The 23,648-nt window shown below is 65.9% G+C and carries 23 protein-coding genes; 11 read left to right on the top strand and 12 right to left on the bottom strand.

Going from position 1 to position 23,648, the window contains the following annotated elements:
- Nucleotides 1-2 precede the first annotated feature (2 nt).
- Together FSZ31_RS02500 and FSZ31_RS02495 are read left to right on the top strand one after the other, a co-directional pair.
- The gene (locus FSZ31_RS02500; RefSeq protein WP_147121467.1) at nucleotides 3-950 is read left to right on the top strand and encodes an MlaD family protein; all 948 of its coding nucleotides are present in this window, start codon (nucleotides 3-5) and stop codon (nucleotides 948-950) included.
- Between the two features lie 11 nt (nucleotides 951-961).
- Entirely contained in the window at nucleotides 962-1,567 is a 606-nt protein-coding gene (locus tag FSZ31_RS02495) for an ABC-type transport auxiliary lipoprotein family protein (protein WP_147121466.1), read from the top strand.
- A 5-nt stretch (nucleotides 1,568-1,572) separates the two neighbouring features.
- On the opposite strand, the gene pepN is transcribed toward FSZ31_RS02495, so the two are convergent.
- Complete coding sequence (pepN, locus tag FSZ31_RS02490; RefSeq protein WP_147121465.1) at nucleotides 1,573-4,194, bottom strand: aminopeptidase N; 2,622 nt, start codon at nucleotides 4,192-4,194, stop codon at nucleotides 1,573-1,575.
- A gap of 77 nt (nucleotides 4,195-4,271) precedes the next feature.
- Here pepN and FSZ31_RS02485 point away from each other — a divergent pair, with 77 nt between their 5' ends.
- Both FSZ31_RS02485 and FSZ31_RS02480 read left to right on the top strand, forming a co-directional pair.
- Nucleotides 4,272-5,573: a M48 family metallopeptidase gene (locus FSZ31_RS02485; protein ID WP_147121464.1), complete on the top strand. Its 1,302-nt coding sequence runs from the start codon at nucleotides 4,272-4,274 to the stop codon at nucleotides 5,571-5,573.
- Complete coding sequence (locus FSZ31_RS02480; RefSeq protein WP_147121463.1) at nucleotides 5,570-6,397, top strand: Rossmann-fold NAD(P)-binding domain-containing protein; 828 nt, start codon at nucleotides 5,570-5,572, stop codon at nucleotides 6,395-6,397. The genes FSZ31_RS02485 and FSZ31_RS02480 overlap by 4 nt, the downstream gene beginning before the upstream one ends.
- Before the next feature lie 59 nt (nucleotides 6,398-6,456).
- Here FSZ31_RS02480 and FSZ31_RS02475 read toward each other — a convergent pair whose 3' ends face one another.
- The 6 genes from FSZ31_RS02475 to FSZ31_RS02450 form a co-directional block, all read right to left on the bottom strand.
- Nucleotides 6,457-7,644, bottom strand: coding sequence for a DUF445 domain-containing protein (locus tag FSZ31_RS02475; protein WP_147122508.1), 1,188 nt, complete (start codon nucleotides 7,642-7,644; stop codon nucleotides 6,457-6,459).
- 145 nt (nucleotides 7,645-7,789) lie between these two features.
- Nucleotides 7,790-10,930 carry an efflux RND transporter permease subunit gene (locus FSZ31_RS02470; protein WP_147121462.1) on the bottom strand — a complete coding sequence of 1,047 codons (3,141 nt, stop codon included), beginning with the start codon at nucleotides 10,928-10,930 and terminating at the stop codon, nucleotides 7,790-7,792.
- Between the two features lie 27 nt (nucleotides 10,931-10,957).
- Nucleotides 10,958-12,181 carry an efflux RND transporter periplasmic adaptor subunit gene (locus tag FSZ31_RS02465; RefSeq protein WP_147121461.1) on the bottom strand — a complete coding sequence of 408 codons (1,224 nt, stop codon included), beginning with the start codon at nucleotides 12,179-12,181 and terminating at the stop codon, nucleotides 10,958-10,960.
- Between the two features lie 213 nt (nucleotides 12,182-12,394).
- Nucleotides 12,395-12,658, bottom strand: coding sequence for a GlsB/YeaQ/YmgE family stress response membrane protein (locus tag FSZ31_RS02460; RefSeq protein WP_147121460.1), 264 nt, complete (start codon nucleotides 12,656-12,658; stop codon nucleotides 12,395-12,397).
- 218 nt (nucleotides 12,659-12,876) lie between these two features.
- Nucleotides 12,877-13,176: a CtrA inhibitor SciP gene (gene sciP, locus FSZ31_RS02455; protein WP_147121459.1), complete on the bottom strand. Its 300-nt coding sequence runs from the start codon at nucleotides 13,174-13,176 to the stop codon at nucleotides 12,877-12,879.
- Nucleotides 13,173-13,547 carry a hypothetical protein gene (locus FSZ31_RS02450; protein ID WP_147121458.1) on the bottom strand — a complete coding sequence of 125 codons (375 nt, stop codon included), beginning with the start codon at nucleotides 13,545-13,547 and terminating at the stop codon, nucleotides 13,173-13,175. The genes sciP and FSZ31_RS02450 overlap by 4 nt, the downstream gene beginning before the upstream one ends.
- A gap of 129 nt (nucleotides 13,548-13,676) precedes the next feature.
- On the opposite strand from FSZ31_RS02450, the gene mnmA reads away from it, so the two are divergent.
- Entirely contained in the window at nucleotides 13,677-14,786 is a 1,110-nt protein-coding gene (gene mnmA / locus FSZ31_RS02445) for a tRNA 2-thiouridine(34) synthase MnmA (RefSeq protein WP_147121457.1), read from the top strand.
- Nucleotides 14,787-14,801: 15 nt separating this feature from the next.
- On the opposite strand, the gene FSZ31_RS02440 is transcribed toward mnmA, so the two are convergent.
- Nucleotides 14,802-15,155: a hypothetical protein gene (locus FSZ31_RS02440; RefSeq protein ID WP_236643625.1), complete on the bottom strand. Its 354-nt coding sequence runs from the start codon at nucleotides 15,153-15,155 to the stop codon at nucleotides 14,802-14,804.
- Nucleotides 15,156-15,162: 7 nt separating this feature from the next.
- Between FSZ31_RS02440 and FSZ31_RS02435 the strand changes: the two genes are divergently transcribed.
- The 3 genes from FSZ31_RS02435 to FSZ31_RS02425 all read left to right on the top strand — a co-directional run bounded on the left by FSZ31_RS02435 (nucleotide 15,163) and on the right by FSZ31_RS02425 (nucleotide 17,447).
- Complete coding sequence (locus FSZ31_RS02435; RefSeq protein ID WP_147121456.1) at nucleotides 15,163-16,314, top strand: serine hydrolase domain-containing protein; 1,152 nt, start codon at nucleotides 15,163-15,165, stop codon at nucleotides 16,312-16,314.
- A complete protein-coding gene (locus FSZ31_RS02430) occupies nucleotides 16,311-16,616 on the top strand; it encodes a YdeI/OmpD-associated family protein (RefSeq protein ID WP_147121455.1) in 306 nt (101 codons plus the stop codon). The genes FSZ31_RS02435 and FSZ31_RS02430 overlap by 4 nt, the downstream gene beginning before the upstream one ends.
- Before the next feature lie 156 nt (nucleotides 16,617-16,772).
- Nucleotides 16,773-17,447, top strand: a complete 675-nt coding sequence (locus FSZ31_RS02425) for a PilZ domain-containing protein (RefSeq protein ID WP_161595925.1) — start codon at nucleotides 16,773-16,775, stop codon at nucleotides 17,445-17,447.
- Nucleotides 17,448-17,671: 224 nt separating this feature from the next.
- Here the strand turns inward: FSZ31_RS02425 and FSZ31_RS02420 are convergent, their stop codons facing one another.
- Genes FSZ31_RS02420 through pdxH form a run of 4 tightly spaced genes read right to left on the bottom strand, consistent with a single transcriptional unit; the run spans nucleotide 17,672 to nucleotide 20,629 of the window.
- On the bottom strand, nucleotides 17,672-18,253 hold the full coding sequence (locus tag FSZ31_RS02420) for a hypothetical protein (protein ID WP_147121453.1): 582 nt from the start codon (nucleotides 18,251-18,253) through the stop codon (nucleotides 17,672-17,674).
- A 26-nt stretch (nucleotides 18,254-18,279) separates the two neighbouring features.
- Entirely contained in the window at nucleotides 18,280-19,080 is an 801-nt protein-coding gene (locus FSZ31_RS02415) for a PhzF family phenazine biosynthesis protein (protein ID WP_147121452.1), read from the bottom strand.
- Nucleotides 19,077-20,042: a cation diffusion facilitator family transporter gene (locus tag FSZ31_RS02410; protein ID WP_268934246.1), complete on the bottom strand. Its 966-nt coding sequence runs from the start codon at nucleotides 20,040-20,042 to the stop codon at nucleotides 19,077-19,079. Before FSZ31_RS02410 ends, FSZ31_RS02415 begins: the two co-directional genes overlap by 4 nt.
- Nucleotides 20,039-20,629 carry a pyridoxamine 5'-phosphate oxidase gene (gene pdxH, locus FSZ31_RS02405; protein WP_147121451.1) on the bottom strand — a complete coding sequence of 197 codons (591 nt, stop codon included), beginning with the start codon at nucleotides 20,627-20,629 and terminating at the stop codon, nucleotides 20,039-20,041. The genes FSZ31_RS02410 and pdxH overlap by 4 nt, the downstream gene beginning before the upstream one ends.
- 163 nt (nucleotides 20,630-20,792) lie before the next feature.
- Between pdxH and FSZ31_RS02400 the strand changes: the two genes are divergently transcribed.
- The 3 genes from FSZ31_RS02400 to fabI all read left to right on the top strand — a co-directional run bounded on the left by FSZ31_RS02400 (nucleotide 20,793) and on the right by fabI (nucleotide 23,639).
- The gene (locus FSZ31_RS02400) at nucleotides 20,793-21,737 is read left to right on the top strand and encodes a DnaJ C-terminal domain-containing protein (protein WP_147121450.1); all 945 of its coding nucleotides are present in this window, start codon (nucleotides 20,793-20,795) and stop codon (nucleotides 21,735-21,737) included.
- 178 nt (nucleotides 21,738-21,915) lie between these two features.
- Complete coding sequence (locus tag FSZ31_RS02395) at nucleotides 21,916-22,839, top strand: YihY/virulence factor BrkB family protein (RefSeq protein ID WP_147122505.1); 924 nt, start codon at nucleotides 21,916-21,918, stop codon at nucleotides 22,837-22,839.
- On the top strand, nucleotides 22,836-23,639 hold the full coding sequence (gene fabI / locus FSZ31_RS02390; RefSeq protein ID WP_147121449.1) for an enoyl-ACP reductase FabI: 804 nt from the start codon (nucleotides 22,836-22,838) through the stop codon (nucleotides 23,637-23,639). The genes FSZ31_RS02395 and fabI overlap by 4 nt, the downstream gene beginning before the upstream one ends.
- Nucleotides 23,640-23,648: the final 9 nt, after the last annotated feature.

Raw genomic sequence — 23,648 nt, 5'->3', positions numbered from 1 at the left:
ACATGGAAACACGGTCAAACAACGTATTGGTCGGCGCGGTGACGCTGGCAATGATCGCGCTCGTCGCGTTCTTCATCCTGTGGCTTGCCCAGGCGGGCCAGGGCGACCGCAACGAATACGACATTTTCTTCAAGCAGTCGGTCGCGGGGCTCAACAAGGGGTCGGGCGTATCGTTCGCCGGTGTCCCCTCGGGCCAGGTCAAGGAAATCGCGCTGTGGAAGCCCGATCCCGAGTTCGTCCGCGTCCGCATCGAGGTCAATTCCGAAGTGCCCATCCTGCAAGGCACGACCGCGCAGATCAACGGCGTCGGCTTTACCGGCGTCAGCGAAATCCAGCTCGACGGCGCGATGAAGGGCGCCCCGCCGATCACCGAAAAAGGACCGGCGGGCAAGCCCATCATCCCGACCAAGCCCGGCGCGCTGGGCGAGCTGCTCAATTCGGCGCCGCAGCTGCTCGAGCGCATCTCGACGCTGACCGAGCGGCTGACCGAATTGCTCAGCGACCGCAACCAGGCGTCGATCGCGGGCATCCTTGCCAACATGGAGCAATTGAGCGGCGAACTGTCGAAACAGGGTCCCGAGATTTCGGCTACGCTGCAACAGACGCGCGTCGCGATCGCGCAGGCGGGCAATGCCGCCGAGCAGATCGGCAACCTTGCCGACACGACCAACGGCGTGCTGAGCGAGGACGCCAAGCCGCTGATCGCCGACCTGCGCGCGACGGTCCAGTCGGCCAAGACGAGCATGGACGCGCTGCAGGCGACGATCGAGGATGCCCAGCCGGGCGTTCAGGCGTTCTCCAAGACGACGATCCCGCAGGCCAACGCACTGATCCGCGACTTGAGGAAAACCTCGCAATCGCTCGCCGACGTGTCCGAACGGCTCAACAACGGCGGCGCGACCTCAATCCTCGGGGCGCCCAAGCTGCCCGACTACAAGCCCAAGAAATGAGGCCCACAGACATGACGCGCATGATGTTCCGATCGACCCTTCGCCCGCTGCTCGTGGCCGCACTGCCGCTGGCGCTTGCCGGGTGCATCAGCTTCGGTGCCAAGCCGCCGCCCTATCTGCTCAGCCTGACGCCCGATGCGCAGCTCGACGCGGGCGCCACCGCGAGCGGCCCGGCGGTGGGCGCGATCACCGTGCTGACGCCTGAAATCCCGCAAAAGCTGTCGACGCCGCGCGTTCCCGTTCGCGCCAACGCGACCGAGATCGCCTATGTCGAGGGCGCGCAGTGGGTCGATACGCCGCACCGCCTGTTCCGCCGCCTGCTCAGCGAGACGATCGCGGCAAAGACTGGGCGGCTGGTCCTCGACGAAGGCCAGGGCGTGGCCGATCCGGGCACGCGGCTCGCGGGTGACCTCGTTGATTTCGACGTCGACGCGACCGCGATGCAGGCGGTCGTCACCTATGACGCCACGCTCGTCATCGGCGACAATGTCAGCAAGCGCCGCTTCCAGTCGCGCGTGCCGATCGCCGCGGTCGAGCCGCAAGGCGTCGGCATCGCGTTGAACACCGCCGCCAACGCGGTTGCGGGCGAAGTCGCCGCATGGATCGGCGGGCGCTGAGCCCCTTAGCCCGACAGGCTCTTGCCTGCCTGTTCGGCGACATCCTTCGATAGCCCCGGCGTTTCCAGGATGCGGCGCAGTTCGGCCTGCATCAGGCGCTGGCGTGCATCATCGAAGCGGCGCCAGCGACCGAGCGGCGGGACGAGCCGCGCGGCGGTCTGCGGGTTCTTTGCATCGAGCGCGATGACAAGGTCGGCGATGAGGCGATAGCCCGCCCCGTCGGCGCGGTGGAAGCTCGCCTGGTTGCCGGCAAAGGCGCCGTAGAGCGCGCGCACGCGGTTGGGATTGGCGAGCGTGAAGTCGCGATGCCCGGCGAGCTCGGCGACGCGTTCGGGGGTATCGTCGCGCATCGCCCAGGCCTGGATCTGGAACCATTTGTCGAGCACCAGCGGATTGCCGTGGAAGCGGTCGTAGAACGCGTCGAGTGCGCGCTGGCGCAGCGGCGAATCGCCGTGCGCGAGCGCGAGCAGCGCCGACTGGCGGTCGGTCATCCCGCCTGCCGCCTCGAACTGGGCAAAGGCGATATCGGCAGCATCGGCCTCGCCGCTGGCCATCAGATAGGCGAGCGCGGCGCCGCGCAGGCGGCGCTGGCCCTTGGCGAGCGGCGATACGTCGGCATGGTCGGTCGCGGTGCCCGACTGGATCGCGCGCCAGCGCGGGGCGAGCTTCTGCCCGACCAGGCGCTGGACATCGCGGCGGACGTCGCGGATCGCCTGTGGATCGACGACGAGCATCTGGTCGCCGAGATAGGCCTCGCTCGGCAGCATGACCGCCTCTGCGACGAATGCGGGATCGGCGTCGGCGCCCTTGAGCGTCTCGGTGATTGCCGCGACGAGCGCGTCGATATCGCCCGCCTCGCCGCCGATCCGCGCGACCAAAGTCTCGACCATCAGCTGCTGCAGCGCCTCGTAGCGGGCAAAGCCATCATCGTCGTTCGCCGCGAGCCAGGCGAGCTCGCCCGGCGCGCGCTCGATCTCCATCGTCACCGGCGCCGAAAACCCGCGATTGATCGACAAAGCGGGCGGGCGGGAAAAGCGGCCGAGCGCGACGCTCTGGCTCCCGGTGTCGAGATCGACGAGCTGTTCCTCGGCGGCCCCCTCGGCGCTGTTGGCGGCGATATCGAACGCCTTTACTCTCAACGGGATCGCCATCGGCTTTTTGTCGGGCTGGCCGGGGGTCGGCGGCACGCTCTGGTCGAGGTGGAGCACCGCCTCGCCGCTCGTCGCGTCGTGCGCGAGCCGGGCCTTGACCCGCGGCGTCCCCGCCTGGCTGTACCACAGGCGGAAATGGTCGAGGTCGACCTTGCCGCCGTCTTCGATCGCGCGGACGAAATCCTCGCAGGTTGCGGCCTCGCCGTCGTGGCGGTCGAAATAGAGGTCGGTCGCGGCACGAAAGCGCTCGGGGCCGGTCAGCGTTGCCATCATGCGGATGAGTTCGGCGCCCTTGTTGTACACGGTCGCGGTGTAGAAGTTCGAGATTTCCTGGTAGCTATCGGGCCGGACGGGATGCGCCAGCGGCCCCGAATCCTCGGGGAATTGTGCGGCGCGCAGGATGCGGACATCCTCGATCCGCTTGACCGTTGCCGATCCCATGTCGGCCGAAAAGCTCTGGTCGCGATAGACGGTAAAGCCTTCCTTGAGGCTCAACTGGAACCAGTCGCGGCAGGTCACGCGGTTGCCCGACCAGTTGTGGAAATATTCGTGCGCGACGACGCCTTCGACGCCGTCGTAATCGAGGTCGGTCGCGGTGTCGCTGTCGGCCAATATGTACTTGGTGTTGAAGATGTTGAGGCCCTTGTTCTCCATCGCCCCCATGTTGAAATCGTCGACCGCGACGATGTTGAACACGGGCAGGTCGTATTCGCGGCCATAGGTCTCCTCGTCCCAGCGCATCGCGCGCTTCAGCGAATCCATCGCGTGGCCGGTCCGATCGAGATCGCCGTCGCGGACATAGATGGCGAGATCGACCGTTTTGCCCGACATCGTTTTGAAGCTGTCGCGATTGGCGACGAGATTGCCCGCGACGAGCGCGAACAGATAGCTCGGCTTGGGCCAGGGATCGTGCCAGATGGCGAAATGCCGCCCGTCTTCGGCATCGCCGGTCTCGACGCACTCGCCATTGGCGAGCAGCACGGGAAACGCGCTGCGGTCGCCGGTCATGCGGACGCTATAGACCGCGAGGTTGTCGGGCCGATCGACGAACGGGACGATCCGGCGGAAGCCCTCGGCCTCGCACTGGGTGCACAGCAGGCCGCCCGAGGCATAGAGCCCCATCAGCTGGCTGTTCTGGTCGGGCGTAAGGCGCGTTTCGATGACGAGTTCGGCGCTCGCGTTGGGCACCGCGACGATCAGCGCCTCGTCGCCTTCGCCGTCCTTGCGCCACGGCGTGGCGATGCCGTCGACGCGCAGCGCGGTCGGCCAGCTGCCGTCGGCATCGAGCCTCACCGGGCGATCATGCGTGCCGTTGCGCTGCAATGCCATCATCGCGACGACGCGCGTTTCGGTGATGCCAAGATCGAAATCGAGATGGACGGTATCGATCAGCCAGTCGGGCGGGCGATAGTCCTCGCGGCGGATCGTGCGCGGTTCGGGTGGCGGCGCGGCATCGGCGCGGTTGGTTTCGGTCATGCCGAGGCGATAAATCTTGTGCTCGCCCCGCGCAATCGGCATTCCTAAGCGCACAGGCGACGAGGGGGGAGCATGTCATGATACGCAAAACGACGAAACTGGCGGCGATCGGGGGAGCGGCGGCACTGTTCGCCCTGCTGCCCGCCATCGCGCACGCCGCCGCACCCGCGCACGGGTTCGACGTGGAGGCCGCGACGCGCGCCTATCTCGATACGCTGCAAGGACCCGCGCGCGCGCAGTCCGACGCCTATTTCGAGGGCGGCTACTGGTTGATCCTGTGGGGCGCGCTGGTCGCCGTCATCGTCGACGGGCTGTTGCTCAGGTTCCGCTTCGCCGCGAAGATCCGCGACGTCGTCATGGCCAAGACACAGCGATTATGGATCGTCACCTGGGCGGTCGCGCTCGCCTATACGATCGCGAGCTTCGTCCTGACCTTGCCGTGGAGCATCTACACCGGCTTTTTCCGCGAGCGGCAATATGATCTGCTCAACCAGGGGTTCGTCGCGTGGTTCGGCGAACAGCTGACCAGCCTCGCCATCTCGCTCGTCGTCGTGCCGCTGATTATCGTCGCGATCTATGCGGTGATCCGCCGCGCGCCGCGCAGCTGGTGGCTGTGGGGCACGGGGCTCGTCGCGCTGTTCGCGATTTTCGGGGCAGTCGTCGCGCCGGTCTATGTCTCGCCGCTGTTCAACACCTATAGCGAGATGCAGGCCGGACCGCTGCGCGACCGGATCGTTGCGATGGCCGCAGCCAACGATATCCCGAGCGAGCATATCTACGTGTTCGACGCGTCGAAGCAGACCAAGCGCATCTCGGCCAACGTCTCGGGCCTCGGGCCGACGATCCGGATCAGTCTCAACGACAACCTGTTGAATCGCACGACTCCGGCCGAGGTTGCCGCGGTGATGGGCCACGAAATGGGCCATTACGTCCTCAACCATGTGTGGATTTCGGTGTTCTTCATCTCGCTGATCTTCGGGCTCGGCCTGTTCCTGATCGCCCGCATCGCACCGCGGGTGATTGCGCGCCATGGCGATCGCTGGGGGATATCGTCGATCGGCGATCCCGCCTCGCTGCCGCTGCTCAGCCTGATGCTCGGCGTCTATTTCTTCCTCGCCACCCCGGCGCTCAACACGCTCATACGCGTCGACGAGGAACAGGCCGACGTCTTCGGCCTGAACGCGGCGCGTGAACCCGACGCGTTTGCGCGCGTGGCGATGCGATTGAGCGAATATCGCAAGATCGAACCCGGCAGGCTCGAGGAGTTCCTGTTCTTCGATCACCCCTCGGGCGCGACACGCGTTCGCGGCGCGATGGAGTGGAAGGCGAAAAACGTACCCAACCCGCAGATCGTCATCCCGCCGCCGCTCACCGAATGACCGCGCAGCCGCGCCTGCTGGTCTTCGGCCTTGGCTATACCGCCACGCGCCTCGCATCGCGGCTCGAAGCGCGCGGCTGGGATATCACGGCGACGACGCGCGAAGGGCGCGGCGACACGATCGTGTTCGACGACAAACCGGCGGTGCTCGGCGCGCTGCGCGAAGCGACGCACATCGTATCGAGTGTCCCGCCGAGCGGTGCGGGCGGTCGCGACCCGGTGCTCGATGCCTATGGCGAGGCGATCGCGCTGTCGGGCGCGCAATGGGTCGGCTATCTTTCCTCGACTGGCGTTTACGGCAATCGCGACGGGCGCTGGGTCGACGAGGACAGCGAGCTAGCCCCCTCGCCGCGCGCCGCTTCGCGCGCGACCGCCGATCTCGCGTGGCAGGCACTGCGCGGCGATGTCCGTGTCTTTCGCCTTGCGGGCATCTATGGTCCGGGGCGCAGCGTGTTCGACCGGATTCGCGCCGGGACCGCAACGCGCGTCGAGGTTCCGGGGCAGATCACCAACCGCATCCATGTCGACGACATCGTCTCCGCGATCATCGCGTCGTTCACCGCTCCGCCGGGCGTCTACAATCTCGCCGACGACGACCCGACCTGCCAGCGTGCGGTGGTCGAATATGGCTGCCGCCTGATCGGGGTCGAGCCGCCGCCACTGGTCGGGATCGACGATCCGTCGCTGTCGGCAATGGCGCGTTCGTTCCTCGCCGACAGCAAGCGCGTCGCGAATACGCGCGCGAAGGACGTGTTGGGCTGGGCGCCGGCCTATCCCGATTATCGCAGCGGACTGAAGGCGATCCTTGCTACGGAACGCGATTAGCCCCTTCGATACGGACCTGCAGTCCTATTCAGGGTGAACGGGCAGAGAGTTTCCACGTTTCACAGCAGCAGCACGTCGATCGTGTGCAGCGCGACGCCGACGAGCCCGCCGACCAGCGTGCCGTTGATGCGGATATACTGGAGATCGCGTCCGACCGCGCTTTCGAGCCGGTCGGTAATCGTCTGCGCATCCCAGCCGCGGACCGTTTCGGAGACGAGCTTGACCGCGCTGTCGCCATAGCTCGCCGCCGCCCCCGCGACCGCGCGCCGGGCAAAGCGGTTGACGGTGTGCTTGAGCGCGGCATCCTCGCCGAGTGTCGTGCCGAGTGCACGCATCGCTTCGCCGAGCCGGCCGGCAAGCGCGGTATCGGGATTGCGCGCAGCGCGCAGCAGTCCGGCACGCGTCTGTTCCCACAGGCCGTCGAGCCAGCGCACGATCGCCGGATTGTCGAGCAACTGGTCGCGCACGCCGGCGACCTTTGCCTGCATCTCGGGGTCGTATTGCAGGTCCCAGGCGAGGTTGGCGAGCGCCTCTTCGGCGCGGACACGCATGGGATGCTCGGGATTGGTCGACATTTCGGCGAGCATCTTGTTGAGGCCGTTGACGATCGAATTGGCGATCGTCTCGTCGAGCCCGGTAAAGCGCAGCAGCGCGTTGGCGCGCTCGTGGACCATGTCGCGGATCAGGTGCGCATTGTCGTCGAGCGCCTCGGCCGACCAGGCGACGAAGGCGTCGATCACCGGCTTGTGCCGCCCTTCGGCCATCGCGGCGTCGAGCGCCTGGCCGAGCAGCGGCGAAATCTGCAGCGCGCGCATCCTGTCGTAGAACGCATCGCGGACCATGCCGCCGAGGCGTTCGGGATCGAGCGCGCCGAGGACGTCGGCGATCAGGCGCGAGGCACCGCCGCGCATCCGCCCCGCCTCGCCCGAGGGGTTGGCAAGGAAGCGGCCGGCCGCCCCGGCAAGGTCGAAATGCCGCATGCGGTGCGCGATCACGCGCGGGATGAGGAAATTGTCGCGGATGAACTGGGCCAGCGTGTCGCCGATCCGGTCCTTGTTGCGCGGGATGATCGCGGTGTGCGGGATCGGCAGGCCCATCGGGTGGCGGAACAATGCGGTGACCGCGAACCAGTCGGCGAGGCCACCGACCATCGCCGCCTCGGCAAAGGCACCGACAAAGCCGACCACCGGGTGGACGTCGGCGAACCAGCGCGCGGCGGCATAGGTCGCCGCCATGACGAGCAACATGCCTGTTGCGACGATCCGTACGTCATGCCCGCCGGTGGGAATCCGCGCCCCGAGATCGGGGATCGTCAGGCCGGCTTTGCGGCCAAGGGCGGGATCGGTTGCGCTCACACCTATTGGAATGTCCGAGGTCGGCGGAGGTTGCAAGTCACTCCGCCGGCTGGACCGCGCCGGGATCACCCGAGCCGCGATAGCCCGGCTGGTCGGGATAGCGCACACCGTCGGCATCGCCCGGCTTGAAGGTCAGCAGCTTGCCGAACTTGGGGCCGAGCCATTTCTCGAACCCGTCGGCGAGGCTGAACGAGGCGGGGACGATGAGCAGCGTCAGCACCGTCGAGACGATGAGACCGCCGATCACGACTGTACCCATCGGCGCGCGCCACGAACCGTCGCCCGACAGCGACAGCGCGGTCGGCACCATGCCCGACGCCATCGCGACGGTCGTCATGACGATCGGCTGCGCGCGCTTGTGCCCCGCGTCGAGGATCGCGGTGAGCTTGTCGACGCCCTTGTCCATTTCCTCGAGCGCGAAATCGATCAGCAGGATCGAGTTCTTGCCGACGATGCCGAGCAGCATCAATATGCCGATATAGACGGGCAGCGAGATCGGCTGGCCGGCGATCCACAAGGCAACGAGGCCGCCGAGCGGGGCGAGCAGCAGCGAACCCATGTTCACCAGCGGCGACATCACGCGCTTGTAGAGCAGGATCAGCACCGCAAGCACGAGCAGCAGCGCAGCGAACACGGCGATGATGAAGTTGAGGATCAGCTCCTGCTGCCACTTGTCCGAACCGGCAGCTTCGTTGCTGATTCCCTGCGGCAGGTTCTGCATGATCGGCAGGTCCTTGATCGCGGTATCGGCGGTGCTCTTGATCACGTCGGGCGCAAGGTCGGCGCCGACGAAGATACGCCGCTGCTGGTCGGTCCGCTGGATCGAGGTCGGCCCCGAACCGAACGAGATTTCGGCGACGCGGCTCAGTGGCACGGTGCCGCCGCTCGCGGTCGGCACGGGCAGGTTCTCGATCGTCGAGAAATCGCGGCGCGATTCCTGCGGCAGCATCACGCGGATCGGGATCTGCCGGTCAGACAGCGAGAACTTGGCGCTGTTCTGGTCGATATCGCCCAAGGTGGCGATGCGGATCGCCTGGCTGAGCGAGGCGGTCGTGACCCCGAGCGAGGCAGCGAGGTCGAGGCGCGGGGTCACGATCAGCTCGGGACGCCGCATGTCCGACGCGACGCGCGGCGCAACGACGAGGTTGTTCAGTGTCTTCATCTGCTCGACGAGCGTCGCCGAGGTCTTTTCGAGCAGCGCCGGGTTCGACCCGGTCAGCATGATCGATATGTCGCGGCCCGACCCGCCGCCGCCGCCGCCATTGTTCTGCGAGGCGAAGCTGACGCGTGCATCGGCGATCTGGGCGAGACGCGGGGCGAGCGAACGCTCCCACTCGACGCTCGTCATCGCGCGATCCTTCTTGAGCGTGATGTAGATATTGGCGCTGCCCTCGCGGATCGATTCGAGCGCGATTTCGACCTCGGGCTGCGCCGACAGGATCGCGCCGACGCGGTCGGCCAGCGCCTCGGTCTGCTGGATCGTCGTGCCGGGGACCATCTCGATCTTGACCTGGCTGTCGTTGCTGTTGACCGTCGGCTGGAACTGCTGCGGGATGATCGCGAACATCGCGACCGTCAGCAGCAAGGCGGTCGTTCCCGCGACCACCGATGACCAGCGATGCTTCAGCGTCCATTTGAGGATGCCCATATAGCGGTCCATCAGCCAGCCTTCGCCATGCGACTGCTGGCCCTTGGCTTTAAGGAAATAGGCCGCGATCATCGGCGTGATCATCCGCGCGACGGCGAGACTCATCAGCACCGCAGCAACAACGGTAAAGCCGAAGCTCTTGAAGAACTGGCCCGATATGCCGGGCATCAGCGCGACCGGCAGGAACACCGCGACGATCGACATCGTCGTCGCAACAACTGCAAGGCCGATCTCGTCGGCGGCGTCGATCGATGCCTGATAGGCGGATTTGCCCATCCGCATGTGGCGCACGATATTCTCGATCTCGACGATCGCGTCATCGACCAGCACGCCCGCAACGAGGCCGAGCGCGAGCAGGCTGAGCCCGTTCAGCGAAAAGCCCATCAGGTCCATGAACCAGAAGGTCGGGATGGCCGACAGCGGAATCGCGATCGCCGAAATGATCGTCGAACGCCAGTCGCGCAGGAACAGGAAGACGACGATGACGGCAAGGACGGCGCCTTCGATCATCGCCTCGATCGAACTGTGATATTGCGAGCGCGTGTAATCGACGCTGGTCCCGAGCGAGCGGAAGGTGACGCCCGGATTCTCCGTCTCGATCTTCTTGAGCGTTTCGACCGCGGCGTCGTAAACCGTGACGTCGGACGATCCCTTGGCGCGCTCCATGCTGAAGATGACGACCTGCTTGCCGTCGACCTTGGCGATCGAACGTTGCTCGCCATAGCTGTCGGTAACATCGGCGACGTCCTGCAGCGCGATCGTCCGGTTGCCACCAATGCCGATGCGCGTCTGTGCCAGGGCCAGCGCGGTGCCGGCATTGCCGAGCACGCGGACCGACTGACGCGAGCCGGCGATTTCGGCCTGGCCGCCGGCGGCGTTGAAATTGACCGATCGCAGCGCGTTATTGATCTGCGATGCGGTCACGCCGAGCGCCTGCATCCGCGCGGGGTTCAGGATAACGCGAATCTCGCGGTCGACGCCGCCGCTGCGGCCCACATTGGCCATGCCCTCGACGCCTAGCAAGCGCTTCGACACGGTGTCGTCGACGAACCACGACAGCTGCTCGAGCGTCATGTCCGACGCCTCGACCGCATAATATCCGATCGGCTGGCCGGCGATATCGACCTTCGATACCTGCGGTTCGAGAATGCCGTCGGGCAGTTCGCTGCGCGTCTGGTCGACCGCGTTCTTGACCTCGCTGACCGCGTCGTTGACGTCGATGCCGGTCCCGATCTGGAACTGGACGAAGACACTCGCGCGGCCCTCGGACGAGGTCGAATTGATCGAATCGACACCGTTGATCGATCGGATCGCGGCCTCGACCCGCTGGGTGATCTGCGTCTCGATTTCGGTCGGGGCGGCGCCCGGCTGGACGATCGTCACCTGCACCGCGGGAAAATCGATGTCGGGGTTGTTGTTGACGTCGAGCCGGGCAAAGCTGACGAGACCCGCGAGCAATAGCCCGGCGAACAACACCAAAGGCACCACCGGATTGCGGATCGACCAGGCCGAGATATTGCGAAAATTCATGTGTCGGTCCCGCTGGGCATGGTTGCGTTATCTGGCCGGAGTCGCGGACGTAGCCGCCGACTGCGCCATCGGCTTGGGTTTGACGATCTCGCCGGGGTTGAGGAAGCCGCCGGCAAAGGCAACGACGCGTTCATCGCCGTTCAATCCGGATGCAATCGTCAGGCCGGCCGGGGTCACCGTCCCCGTCGTCACCGCGCGGCGGACGACCTTGTTATCCTTGTCGACGATATAGACGTAATTGCCCTTGGTGTCGTTCATCACCGCCGATTCCGGCAGCACCGGGGAGCTGGTCGCGCCCGCCTTAATCGTCGCGCTGGCAAAGCCGCCGGGGCGGATGCCACGATCATAGGGAACCGAAATCCGCGCGGTGCCCTGACGGTTCTGCGCATCGATCACGGGCGAAATCTGCCAGACATTGCCGGTAATCTCGCGGTTCGAGCCGACCGGCACGACGGTTGCCGGAACGCCGACCGAAACCTGCGCCAGATCGTCCTCGCTGAGTTGTGCGAGAAGTTCCATTTCGCCGCCCTTGGCGATGGTGAAGAGCGCGCCCGAACCGGCGCTGACGACCTGTCCCGGTTCGACATTGCGCGTGAGCACGAGGCCCGCGGCGGGCGCCCGGATGGCGAGGCGGCGATTGCTCGCCTGTGCCTGGCCGAGTTGCGCCTGGGCGACCGACACGCGCGCATTGGCGGCATCGCGCGTCGCCGTCTTCCTGTCGATGTCGGCCTGAGAGATGAAACCGCGTTCGACCAGCTTGCGAGCGCGATCGAGCTCTGCCTGGGCGAGGTTGGCATCGGCCTGGGCAACGCGGACCTGCGCGGCGAGCGCCCTGGCATTCTGCGTCTGGACCGAAGCGTCGATCGTCGCGAGCGTCTGGCCGGCGCCGACCCACTGGCCCGGTTCGACCAGCACGCGCGACACCTGGCCGCCCTCGCCGGGGATGCCGACGGGCATTTCGCGGCGCGCAGCAAGGCTGCCGGTCGCGGTAATTTCCCGCGTCACGATCTGGTTGCCGGGCACGATGATCGACACCACCGCGGCACCCTTGCCGTCGGCGCCGTCGGCTGCAGCCGCAGTTGCGGCCGGCGCCGACTCGTCGCCGCCACGCGTCATCGCAAAGGCGATTCCAGCGATCGCGATCAACGCGATGACGACTGCGATGATGATGTTGCGCCGCCGCCGCGAGGGCGCCTCGGACGTGACATCATGCCATTCGGTGTCGCCGGCAATCGGGCTTTCGAGGTTCATCGCTTTCACTTCCGCATATCCAAGGCTGGTTCAGACCGTCGGTGTATTATCTAAATAGGTCACCCGATGCAAGCCTGTATTTGGTCGCTTGCCACCGACACTTGTCGGAAATGTGTCGGGATCGGCAGCTTATAGAGCGATTTTTCCGATGAGCACAAAGAAAAGGCCCGGCAAAAGCCGGGCCAATCCTTAGTCGAGTTGTTTCGCGCGGGTTTAGCGAACGCTGCCGCGACGAACGAGATTGACGATCGCCAGCAGGACGACGGCGCCGATCAGCGACCACAGCAGGCCAATCGGGCTGAAGACCGAAAGCGACGCGCCCGAACCGAACATGCCACCGATCCAGGTGCCGATGAACGAACCGACGACGCCGACGATGACGTTGAGCAGGATGCCCTGCTGTGCGTCGGTGCGCATAATAATGCTGGCCAGCCAGCCAATGATGCCGCCGACGATGATTGCGATAATGATACCCATGTTATCCTCCTGTTGAACCTGTACTTACGGCAATGAACCCGTATTGGCCGTTGAGAGAGAAACCGCCGAGGCGAAAGATTGTTCCGTTACCGAAAGGTCATTCATCACAGCGTCGTTCGCAGTCGGACAGCGAAACAAAAAGGGCCGCCCAAAGGCGACCCTATTGTGATCTTGTTACGCTGTCAAAACGATCTCTTGATCGCTGGCGGACCCGACCGTCAGTATTTCTGCTGGCGTTCGTAAAGGTCGCGATAATGCTGGATTCGGGTGACGCGAAGACCGGGCATGCCCGAGCGATCGATCGCCCGCTGCCAGCCGGCGAATTCCTCGGTCGTCAGGCCATAACGGTCGCACACGTCGTCGACGCTGAGCAACCCGCCGTTGACCGCAGCGACGACCTCTGCCTTGCGCCGCACGACCCAGCGGGTCGTTTCGGGCGGCGGCAGCGAATCGACGGTCAGCGGTTCCCCGAGGGGACCGACGACCTGCGCGGGCCTGATTTTCTGATTCTCTATCATTTGTCTTCAAAAACTTCCGTAAGTTCGGGCCGGTCAGTTGCGTTTAGGACGAGGGACTGAACATAGGTTGAAATCCCAAGGTTAACGGCGCGTTCAGACCTCGGAAGCGGCCAGCCGTCGTTCGCCGCGAGATGCGACAGGTCATAGAACGACGCGGTTCCATCGCGGTTAAGCGATCTGGCCAGGCCGGCAAGAATCGTCAGCGCGCAGATCGTGTCGTCGGCACCCCCATGCGTCCCCGCCATCGCCAGCCGCGCAGTCGGCGAATTGACCTGACGCAATGAGGCGAGCGTCATCATCACCTCGAAATCGGGTCTGGCGAGTGGCCGTGCGCTATCGAAGGCGCCATGGGTGAAGAGGGATTCGTTCATCGCCTCCCCGCTCTACGCGCCAAGGGTGTAGAGGGAGTAAATGCGCTCTTCACATCTGGTTAGCGCAGGTTAACCGCAGGCTTCGCGACGCTGGAAATCGCCGCAATTCCCAGCTATGGGGCGACAATCATGGAAAATCCGTTCGACCTTCCCGCCCGCACCGGGCGCAACCGTATCGTCGTCGCGATGTCGGGCGGCGTCGATTCGAGCGTCGTTGCCGGCCTTGCCGCGCGCACCGACGCCGAAGTCATCGGCATCACGCTGCAGCTCTACGACCATGGCGAAGCGGTCGGCCGGACGGGCAGCTGTTGCGCCGGGCAGGACATCCGCGACGCGCGCGCGGTCGCCGAACGGCTCGGCATCGCGCATTACGTGATCGACAAGGAAAGCGATTTCCGCGCGTCGGTGATCGACGATTTCGCCGACGAATATCTCGCCGGACGCACGCCGATCCCGTGTGTGAAGTGCAACATGGGGGTCAAGTTCACCGACCTGCTCGCCTTTGCCCGCTCGATGGATGCCGATTGCCTCGCCACCGGACATTATGTCCAGCGGATCGTCGGCGAACAGGGCGCCGAACTCCACCGCGCGATCGACCCGGCGCGCGACCAGAGCTATTTCCTCTTCGCGACGACCGACGACCAGCTGGATTACCTGCGCTTTCCCTTGGGCGGCCTGCCCAAGTCGCGCGTGCGTGAGCTCGCCGCCGAAATGGGCCTCGCGGTCGCGGCCAAGCCCGACAGCCAGGACATCTGCTTCGTACCGAACGGCGACTATGCCAGCATCGTCAAGAAGGTCCGGCCCGAAGCGGCCGAGGGCGGCGACATCGTCGCGCTCGACGGGCGCGTGCTCGGACAGCATCGCGGCATCGTCCATTTCACCGTCGGCCAGCGCAAGGGACTCGACATCGGCGGCCAGGCCGAACCGCTCTATGTCGTGCGGATCGAGGCGGAAAGCCGCCGCGTCGTCGTCGGGCCGAAGCGCGCGCTTGCGGTCGTCGCCGCGCAGATCGCCGACATCAACTGGATCGGCGCCGCGCCGACCGGGCCGATTACCGCCAAGGTGCGCTCGCTCGCCAAGCCGGTGCCCGCGCAGCTGGTCGGCGACCGGCTGGTGTTCGAATCGTCCGAATACGGCGTTTCGCCCGGACAGGCGGCGGTGATCTACGATGGCACGCGCGTCTGCGGCGGCGGCTGGATCGTCGCGACCCAGGCCGCCGAGCTGGCCGTAGCGGCTTAGGCGAAGCCCTTCCGCTCAGTCCTCGCGGTCGAGGATGCAGCCCGACAGGCCGGCATAATGCGCGCTGGCGCTGCCGAGCAACGGCACCGAAGCGGTGACGGTGCGTGTCTCGGGATCGTCCGAGAGGCTGACCATCGCCATGCCCGGCTCGAAATCGCTCTCGCAATTGCCGAGTTCGCGATTCTCGACATAGCGGCACGAACAGCCGACGCGCGCGCCATAGGCACTGCCCGCCTCGGCCTGCGCCTTCAGGCCGGGATATTGCCACACGATCAGCGCGATCAGCAGCGCGAGAATCGCGAGCGTGACGATTTTCCAGCGGGGAATCGGTTTCGTACCTGTTGCGGCGGGCGGTTGCTTGCTATCCATCACCCCCATGAAGAACAAATCGATCGCGCTGGCAAGCCTCGGCCTTGCCGCAATCGCCGCCACGCTCGCCACCACGGCGCTCGCGGTGCCCCGCTCCGTCACCAGCGTCGAGGCGCCGACATCGACACAGACCGCGCCGCTGATGGCGATTCCCGCCGATCGCGACCGCGCGGCGGTAACGCGCACCGTCGATGCGCTGTTTGCCGGCGACGACATGGGCGAGACGCGCGCGCTGCTCGTCCTGCAGGACGGCAAGCCGATCATCGAACGCTATGCGCCCGGCTTCGGCCCCGACAGCAAGCTGATCAGCTGGTCGATGGCCAAGACGGTCACCGCGATCCTGGCGGGCATGATGGTCGCCGACGGCAAATTGTCGCTCGATGCCCCGGTGCCGATCCCCGCCTGGCAACGTCCGGGCGACCCGCGCGGTGCGATCACGCTGCGCAACCTGCTCCACATGTCGTCGGGCATCCAGCATGTCGAGGAGGGCGACCCGGTTTACGACAGCGATACCGTGCGGATGCTGTTCCTCGGCGGGTCGGCCGACATGGCGGCCTATGCCGAGGGGCAGCCGCTCGCCGCGCAGCCCGACGAAGTGTACAATTATTCGAGCGCGACGAGCGTCATCGTCGCCGACATATTGGCGCGTGCACTGACCCCGAGCCGCGACCCGACCGCACGGCGCGACGCGATGCTGCGCTATCTTAACGGGCGACTGATGCAGCCCGCCGGGATCGCCAGCCTGACCCCCGAATTCGACGCCGCCGGCACGATGATCGGCGGATCGATCATGCACGCCACCGCGCGCGATTTTGCCCGCATCGGCGAGCTGCTGCGCAACGACGGCTTTACCGGCGCCGATGGCAAGGGCACGCGCCTGCTGCCGCACAGCTGGGTCGATTTCATGCAGACGAGCGCGCCGACCGACGCCGGCTATGGCGGGCATCTGTGGCTCAACAAGCCGCGCCCGCCGGGATCGGGCAAGGCGCTGTGGCCCGGCGAAGGCCCGTCGGACATTTTCGCGATGCTCGGCCACCAGGGGCAATATGTCGTGGTTTCCCCCTCGCGGCGGCTGACGATCGTTCGGCTCGGCATCTCGACCAAGGATCAGATCCCGCACGTCCGCGACGCGATCCGCGACCTCACCAACACGCTGTGACCGACGGGTTCCTGCACGGAACCGTCCACACGGCGGGCGCCGACATGCAAGCGGCGGTTTCGGCAGATCGCGACACGCTTGCGCTGTGGCAAGGCCTGACCCCGCTCGGCCGCAACGAGTTCATCTGCTGGGTCGACGATGCCAAGCAGGACAAAACGCGCGCGCGGCGGATCGCGCGAACGTGCGACGAACTGCACGAGGGCAAGAAGCGCCCATGCTGCTGGGCGGGCTGCATCCACCGCACCGACAAACCGCCGAGCGCGTGGCAACAGGCGGTGCTGATCGACAAGAAAGCGACATAGGCCGTCCGATTTCCCTTAATAAAAACCGGACCCTAACCGTCCACAGAGGGGAAGCAGGAGGCCCGACACATTACCATCACCCCAGACATGACGTGGCCCGGATCGCCGCCGGACGCAGGGGGGGATGCCGGGCGCCCTATCCTGGACGGCACCGGCTTGCCCGGCATCGGCAACAAAGCGGGCCATGACCGGCGTGCGGCCGAACGCCACGACGCCGACATTGTCTCGCGGCTGCGGCTGCCGGCGTCGGAGCACGATTGTCAGATCCTCGATCTGTCGGCGACCGGCATGCGGGTGGTTTCGCCCGGCGCGCTCGTCAATACCGGCGAGCAGGTCGCGATCGAGACGCAGGGCTTCCCGCTATTCCTGGGCACAGTAAGCTGGCGGCGGAACGATGCGTTCGGTGTTCGGTTCGCCCGGCCGCTCTCGGAAGACATCCTCCAGGGCCTGATCAGCTTCAGCCGCCGCGTGCGCACCCAGCGCGCCCCGCGGATGGCGCTCAACCGAGCGGCGATCTCCTATTTCGACCACAACCGGATCGATGTGACCGTCGGCAACATCGCGGTCGGCGGGCTGATGATGGCGACGCACGAGCATCTGCGCAAAGGCCATCGCAACCTGATCCAGACCGGCCAGGCGCTGATGATCGAATTTCCCGACCTGCTGCCGATCGGTGGCCATGTCCGCTGGACCTGCGGGCTACAGTGCGGCGTCATGTTCTCCAAGCCGTTGAAGCTGTCGGTCGCCGAAGACATTGTCGGAGAGGCCAACCTGGCATCCGCCTTCATCGCAGACGTGCGCCGCGCGCAACGCGCCAGGGGCGAATTATGACGGCAGCGCCAGCGGGAGGGCAGGATCCGCGGGCAAGCCAATTGGCGATATCGACGCCCCGCGCTGCACGTCGCCCCCGCCCGGCTTGCCGCGTGCGGCGATGAAATAGAACGCCGAGCGGACCAGGCCGCTCGGCGCGGTCATTTGGGTACCGCAACTGCCCAGCCAGCAACCGACTGCGCCGCTCGGCGCTAACCGGGAGATTGAGGCCAATTTGCGACCGATTAGGAGAAAGTCGTCTGAACCCAATCAGGTGGCAGTTGGTGCCAGGGAGCCTCGGGAAACCGCCGGGCGTATTCCTCTCTAACCCGGCGCTCGCGCCAAACGGGCCCGCCAATCTGCCAGGCCGCTTCCTCTTTCCCGAAGTCGGCGGTCAGCCTTGCGGGGATGTCTTGCTCGGCGTCCCAGATCGCGGCGATTTCCATATTTTGGATGGCCGGGTCTTCGATCCGCGTATCGTATTGCGCGTCACTATCTGACACGCTCACGATCAGCGTTCCCACGGGCCATTGAACCATCGGCCAAGGTTCTTTGAGGGAACGGATCAGCTCAAACCGACCGAGTTTCGACCAGGATCCCGAGCGCATCGCTCGCGTGATCGACGAGTAACCGACACCTATGACGGCCATCGGTGGTGTCGACAGAATATCTGTCGTCGAGGCTACATCCCGATCGCGGCGTCGAAAGAAACCGACGCGCTTATCGGTGGTCACCTGCCCATAATAAATCCACTGTGCCTCACCAGCGACAGCGTAAAGCGTTCCGGATTTCAAATCGGCGCGGGAAGACGCTTTGCCTTCAAACATGCCCGTCGCGAGATGTGCTCAACACGTCAAAGCCGCATCACGCCTTCGATCACGGTAACGCAGCGGCCACCGAGGATCGCGCGGTCGCCGGCCAACCGACACGTCATGCGGCCGCCGCGCGCGCTCGCCTGGACCGCGGCGAAACTGTCGCGGCCGAGCCGTTCGGCCCAGAAGGGCGTCAGCGTGGCGTGCGCCGATCCGGTGACGGGGTCTTCATCGATGCCCCAGGCGGGGACGAAGACGCGGCTGGCGATGTCGCTCGCCTCGCCCGGCGCAGTGACGATCGCCATCAGCTCGATCGCGCCCAGCGCGCGCATGTCGGGGGTGAGCGCGCGCAGTGCCGCCTCGCTGTCGATGAGGACGATCGCGGTTTCTTCGGCGCCGCTGATTGATTCGTAGACTTCGCCGTCGCAGCCCAGCGCGGCGAGCAGCGCGGCATTATCGCGCCGTTCGACGCGCGTCACCGGCAGGTCGAGCGCATAGCCGTCACCATTGCGCGTAACATGGAGCACGCCCGCCTTGCGCGTGCGAAAGCTCACCGCGTCGGCGTCGCTCTGGCCCAGCACGACATGGCCGGTGGCGAGCGTCGCGTGGCCGCACATCGCGGCCTCGGCCGTCGGGGTGAACCAGCGCAGCTCGAAATCGGCCTCGCCGGTCGCGTCGGGCAGGTAGAAAGCGGTTTCGCTGAGGTTGTTCTCCGCCGCGATGGCCTGCAGCAGATCGTCGTCGAGCCACGCGTCGAGCGGCATGACCGCGGCGGGATTTCCGCCGAACGGCGCGTCGGCAAAGGCATCGACCTGGACGATCGGGATGATGGTCTGGCTCATGGTGCGTCCTCGAGTTTTTCGATTTCGTCGGCTTCGGCGAGCGGATTGTCGGGTTCATCGACATGGCCCGCCGGATCGATGTGGATCAGCACCTCGGTGCCGGGGAATTCGTGCGCGAGCTCGTCTTCGAGCCGTTCGATGATGTCGTGCGACTGCTGGACGGTGAGGTCGGGGTCCATCCAGACGTGGAACTGGACGAAATCGCGATGGCCGCTGGTGCGCGTGCGCAGGTCGTGGAGGTTCTCAAGCTCGGAAAAGCGGCTTGCAACCTCGACGAACTTGCGGCGGCGCTCCTCGGGCCACTCCTTGTCCATCAACTGATCGATCGCGCGGCTCGATGCGCGCCACGCGCCGAACGCCAGCCACAGCGCGATGACGATGCCGATCGCCGGGTCGGCGCCGCGCAGCCCGACGAGCTGTTCGAGCACCAAGGCGACGATAACCCCGGCGTTGAGCAGCAGGTCGCTCTGGTAATGGACATGGTCGGCCTCGATCGCGATCGAGCCGGTGCGGCGGATGACGACGCGCTGATAGGCGAGCAGGGCGACCGTCGCGACGATCGCGACGACCGATACGCCGATGCCGAGCTCGGCCTGCGCGGTCGCCTCGCCCGAAATCAGCCGGTCGATCGCGCGCCAGCCGATGCCGATTGCCGACAGCGAGATGAGGACGACCTGGAACAATGCGCCGAGCGCTTCGGCCTTGCCGTGGCCGAAGCGGTGATCCTCGTCGGCGGGCATGCCGGCAAGCCGGACGGCATAGAGCGTGACGAGCGAGGCGAACAGGTCGAGCCCGGTATCGGCGAGGCTGCCGAGCATGGCGACCGACCCGGTCTGCCACGAGGCCCACGACTTGAGCACGAGCAACATCAGCGCAACCGACACGCTGGCGAGCGCGGCGCGCTGGTTCAGGCCCGAATGACCCTTGGTATGCGCGTGCGCATGGGCGTGTGCGCCGCTCACGGATAGAGCATCCCGGCGGTCCAGCCATCGCCCGCGCGGCGATAGAGCCAGCGTTCGTGCAGCCGGTGCGGCCGGTCGGCCCAGAACTCGATGCGCTCGGGCGTCACGCGAAAGCCCGACCAGCCCGGCGGACGCGGCACGTCGCCGCCGGCAAAACGCGTCTCCATCTCGGCAAAGCGCGCTTCGAAGGTCGCGCGGTCGGCGAGCGGGCGCGACTGCTCCGACGCCCAGGCGCCAAGCTGCGAATCGCGGCTGCGCGATGCGAAATAGGCGTCGGCCTCGGCATCGGCGACGCGGCCGACCGGCCCTTCGATACGGATCTGGCGGCGCAGCGATTTCCAGTGGAACAGCAGCGCGGCCTGGGCATTTTGGGCGAGATCGCCCGCCTTGCGGCTGCCCAGGTTGGTATAAAAGACGAAACCGTCGCGGTCATGGCCCTTGAGCAGCACCATGCGAAGCGACGGTCGCCCGTCGGCATCGGCGGTCGCCAGCGCCATGGCATTGGCGTCGTTGGGTTCGTGTGCGCGCGCCTCTGCGTACCAGTCGGCGAACAGGGCGAAGGGGTCTGAAGCGGGGGCTGCGGTCATGATGTGCGCCTTCTAGGATGTCATTGCGCCAGCGTCGAGGCCGCGCTGCGCCACACTCGGCGATGATCAACGCGCTTGACCTTTGCCGCCGCTCCCCCACATGCTGGGCCACATACTGGCGCGCCAGGCGCCGCGACCGAAGCGACAGGCAAACAGGAATTTCATGGCCGATCCCTATTCGACGCTGGGCGTGGCCCGCACCGCGAGCGAGGCCGAGATCAAGAAGGCCTATCGCACGCTCGCCAAGGAGCTGCATCCCGACAAGAACAAGGGCAACGACAAGGCGTCGGAGCGGTTTTCCGACGTCACCAAGGCGTATGACCTGCTCACCGACAAGGACAAGCGTGCGCGCTTCGACCGCGGCGAGATCGACGGCGAAGGCAATCCGACCTCGCCCTTCGGTGGCGGCTTCGGCGGCGGCGGTGGCGGCGGGTTTCGCGGCCAGCCGGGCGGGCAAGGCGCGGGTCCCGGCGGCTTTTCACAGGAGAATATCGATCTCGGCGACCTGTTCGAGGGCCTGTTCGGCGGCGGCGGTGGCCGCTCGCGCGGCGGCTTCGGCCAGCAGCAGCAGCGCAACGTCCCGCCGCCCAAGGGCGCCAACGTTGCCTATCGCCTCGCGGTCGATTTCATCGATGCGGCGACACTCAGCGCGCAGCGCATCACGCTCGCCGACGGCAAGACGATCGATTTGAAGCTGCCCGCAGGGATCGAAACCGGCACGCAGATGCGCCTGTCGGGCAAGGGCCAGGCGGGCCCCGGCGGCAATGGCGACGCGATCGTCACGCTCGAGGTCAAGGGCCACCGTTTCTTCCGCCGCGACGGCGACGACATCCGCCTCGACGTGCCGATCACGCTCGGCGAGGCGGTGCGCGGCGACAAGATCAAGGTACCGACGGTCGATAATCCGGTGTTCGTCACCGTGCCGGCGGGCACCTCGAGCGGCAAGACGCTGCGCCTCAAGGGCAAGGGTTTCAGCAAGAAGGGCGGCGGTCGCGGCGACCAGCTCGTGACGCTCAACGTCGACCTCCCCGCCGACGACGCCGAACTCAAGGACTTCGCCAAGCACTGGAAAGATACCCGCAACGTCCGCCAAGAGCTGGGCGTATAGGCCTATGAACCCCGGCCCGGTCGATCAACAAGGCGACGCTCCGCCGCCACTCGGGCCCAAGGCGGATTCGGACGACGTCGAAACGATCGACCGCGTCGACCATGCGATCGCCCACGAAATCGCCGCGCAGGGCCATTCACCCGAAACCCCCGAAGCGCGAGCCGAACGCGACAAGCGGATGCGCCTCATCATGCGCCAGGGGTACCGGAAGGTCGCGCCGGGCAGCCGCTTTTTCACCGTCACCAAGCGCGTCCTCGTCGGGACCTATTTCGACGGCTTCATCCACGCCGGCAACCTTGCCTATATGGCGCTGATCGCGCTGTTCCCGTTCTTCATCCTCGCCACCGCATTGCTCAGCGCGTTCGGTCAGACGACGGGCGGGAGCGACGCGATCAACGCGGTGTTTTCGACGATGCCGCCATCGGTCGCCGAAACGCTCGCCGGGCCGGTCAAGGAAGTGCTCGCGGCGCGGACCGGCGCCTTGTTATGGCTCGGCGCGCTCGTCGCCTTGTGGACCGTCGGCAGCCTGATCGAGACGATCCGCGACATATTGCGGCGTGCTTATGGGACCAAATTCTCGAAAACCTTCTGGCATTACCGGCTCTATTCGATCGGCATCATGGTCGCCGCGGTATTCCTCCTGATGCTGTCGTTCGCGGCACAGGTGCTGCTGACCGGTATCGACCAGTTCTTTTCGCTGGTGCTGCCCGACCGGGTCGATGCCTATTTCCAGATCCTGCTGTCGCGCGGCGTGTCGGCGCTCGGCCTGTTCGTCGCGCTCTATCTGCTGTTCTATTCGCTGACGCCGAAGAAATATCGCATCCGCGGCTGTCCCAAATGGCCCGGCGCGCTGGCGACGACCATATGGTGGGTGGCGGTCACGCTGGCGCTGCCGCCGCTGCTGCGCGGGCTGTTGGCCTATGATCTGACCTATGGCAGCCTCGCCGGGGTGATGGTCGCGCTGTTTTTCTTCTACCTCGTCGGGCTCGGGGTGGTTATCGGGGCAGAACTCAACGCCGCGCTCGCGGAATCGCCCGAAGAGCGCGAAGACCGTGTCGGCCAAGACGACAACAGAACCAGAAAGACCGGGGAAACAGAATGAGCGGATTGATGCAGGGGAAACGCGGGCTGATCATGGGCCTCGCCAACGACAAGTCGCTTGCCTGGGGGATTGCCAAGAAACTCTCCGAAGCGGGCGCCGAGCTGGCCTTTTCCTATCAGGGCGAAGCGCTCGGCAAGCGCGTCAAGCCGCTCGCCGAGAGTCTGGGGAGCGATTTCTGCCTCGAATGCGATGTGTCAGACATGGCCGCGCTCGATACGACCTTCGCCGAACTCAAGAGCCGCTGGGAGACGATCGACTTCATCGTCCACGCGATCGGATTTTCCGACAAGAACGAGCTGCGCGGCAAATATCTCGACACCAGCCTCGACAATTTCCTGATGACGATGAACATCAGCGCCTACAGCCTCGTCGCGGTGGCGCAGCGCGCGGCGGCGATGATGCGGCCGGGCGGCAGCATCGTCACGCTGAGCTATTACGGCGCCGAAAAGGTCATCCCGCACTACAACGTCATGGGCGTGGCCAAGGCGGCGCTCGAGACCAGCGTCAAATATCTCGCCAACGACCTTGGTCCCGACGGCATCCGGGTCAACGCGATTTCGGCCGGCCCGATCAAGACGCTCGCCGCGTCGGGGATCGGCGATTTCCGCTACATCCTCAAATGGAACGAATATAACGCGCCGCTGCGCCGCAACGTGACGATCGAGGATGTCGGCGGCGCCGGCCTGTACCTGCTCAGCGACCTCGCCTCGGGCGTCACCGGCGAAGTCCATCATGTCGATGCGGGCTATCACACCGTCGGCATGAAACAGGAAGACGCGCCCGACATTTCGGGGTCGTGATGCGCGCCG

The sequence above is a fragment of the Flavisphingopyxis soli genome, from assembly GCF_007995095.1.
In the GTDB taxonomy this organism is placed as follows: Bacteria; Pseudomonadota; Alphaproteobacteria; order Sphingomonadales; family Sphingomonadaceae; genus Flavisphingopyxis; species Flavisphingopyxis soli.
Note: the sequence above shows the minus strand (reverse complement) of the source record. Positions and strands in the feature narration are given on the sequence as shown.

Excerpts from the sequence above, each read along its gene's own strand:
- sciP (WP_147121459.1), bottom strand. The coding sequence starts at position 13,176 with ATGATAGAGAATCAGAAAATCAGGCCCGCGCAGGTCGTCGGTCCCCTC.
- FSZ31_RS02395 (WP_147122505.1), top strand. The coding sequence starts at position 21,916 with ATGCGCCTCATCATGCGCCAGGGGTACCGGAAGGTCGCGCCGGGCAGC.
- FSZ31_RS02480 (WP_147121463.1), top strand. The coding sequence starts at position 5,570 with ATGACCGCGCAGCCGCGCCTGCTGGTCTTCGGCCTTGGCTATACCGCC.
- pdxH (WP_147121451.1), bottom strand. The coding sequence starts at position 20,629 with ATGACCGCAGCCCCCGCTTCAGACCCCTTCGCCCTGTTCGCCGACTGG.
- FSZ31_RS02475 (WP_147122508.1), bottom strand. The coding sequence starts at position 7,644 with ATGTTGCTCGTCATGGCGGCGACCTATGCCGCCGCGCGCTGGTTCGCC.
- FSZ31_RS02400 (WP_147121450.1), top strand. The coding sequence starts at position 20,793 with ATGGCCGATCCCTATTCGACGCTGGGCGTGGCCCGCACCGCGAGCGAG.
- FSZ31_RS02495 (WP_147121466.1), top strand. The coding sequence starts at position 962 with ATGACGCGCATGATGTTCCGATCGACCCTTCGCCCGCTGCTCGTGGCC.
- FSZ31_RS02435 (WP_147121456.1), top strand. The coding sequence starts at position 15,163 with ATGAAGAACAAATCGATCGCGCTGGCAAGCCTCGGCCTTGCCGCAATC.
- FSZ31_RS02450 (WP_147121458.1), bottom strand. The coding sequence starts at position 13,547 with ATGAACGAATCCCTCTTCACCCATGGCGCCTTCGATAGCGCACGGCCA.
- fabI (WP_147121449.1), top strand. The coding sequence starts at position 22,836 with ATGAGCGGATTGATGCAGGGGAAACGCGGGCTGATCATGGGCCTCGCC.
- FSZ31_RS02460 (WP_147121460.1), bottom strand. The coding sequence starts at position 12,658 with ATGGGTATCATTATCGCAATCATCGTCGGCGGCATCATTGGCTGGCTG.
- pepN (WP_147121465.1), bottom strand. The coding sequence starts at position 4,194 with ATGACCGAAACCAACCGCGCCGATGCCGCGCCGCCACCCGAACCGCGC.
- FSZ31_RS02465 (WP_147121461.1), bottom strand. The coding sequence starts at position 12,181 with ATGAACCTCGAAAGCCCGATTGCCGGCGACACCGAATGGCATGATGTC.
- FSZ31_RS02485 (WP_147121464.1), top strand. The coding sequence starts at position 4,272 with ATGATACGCAAAACGACGAAACTGGCGGCGATCGGGGGAGCGGCGGCA.
- FSZ31_RS02440 (WP_236643625.1), bottom strand. The coding sequence starts at position 15,155 with ATGGATAGCAAGCAACCGCCCGCCGCAACAGGTACGAAACCGATTCCC.
- mnmA (WP_147121457.1), top strand. The coding sequence starts at position 13,677 with ATGGAAAATCCGTTCGACCTTCCCGCCCGCACCGGGCGCAACCGTATC.
- FSZ31_RS02470 (WP_147121462.1), bottom strand. The coding sequence starts at position 10,930 with ATGAATTTTCGCAATATCTCGGCCTGGTCGATCCGCAATCCGGTGGTG.
- FSZ31_RS02415 (WP_147121452.1), bottom strand. The coding sequence starts at position 19,080 with ATGAGCCAGACCATCATCCCGATCGTCCAGGTCGATGCCTTTGCCGAC.
- FSZ31_RS02500 (WP_147121467.1), top strand. The coding sequence starts at position 3 with ATGGAAACACGGTCAAACAACGTATTGGTCGGCGCGGTGACGCTGGCA.
- FSZ31_RS02420 (WP_147121453.1), bottom strand. The coding sequence starts at position 18,253 with ATGTTTGAAGGCAAAGCGTCTTCCCGCGCCGATTTGAAATCCGGAACG.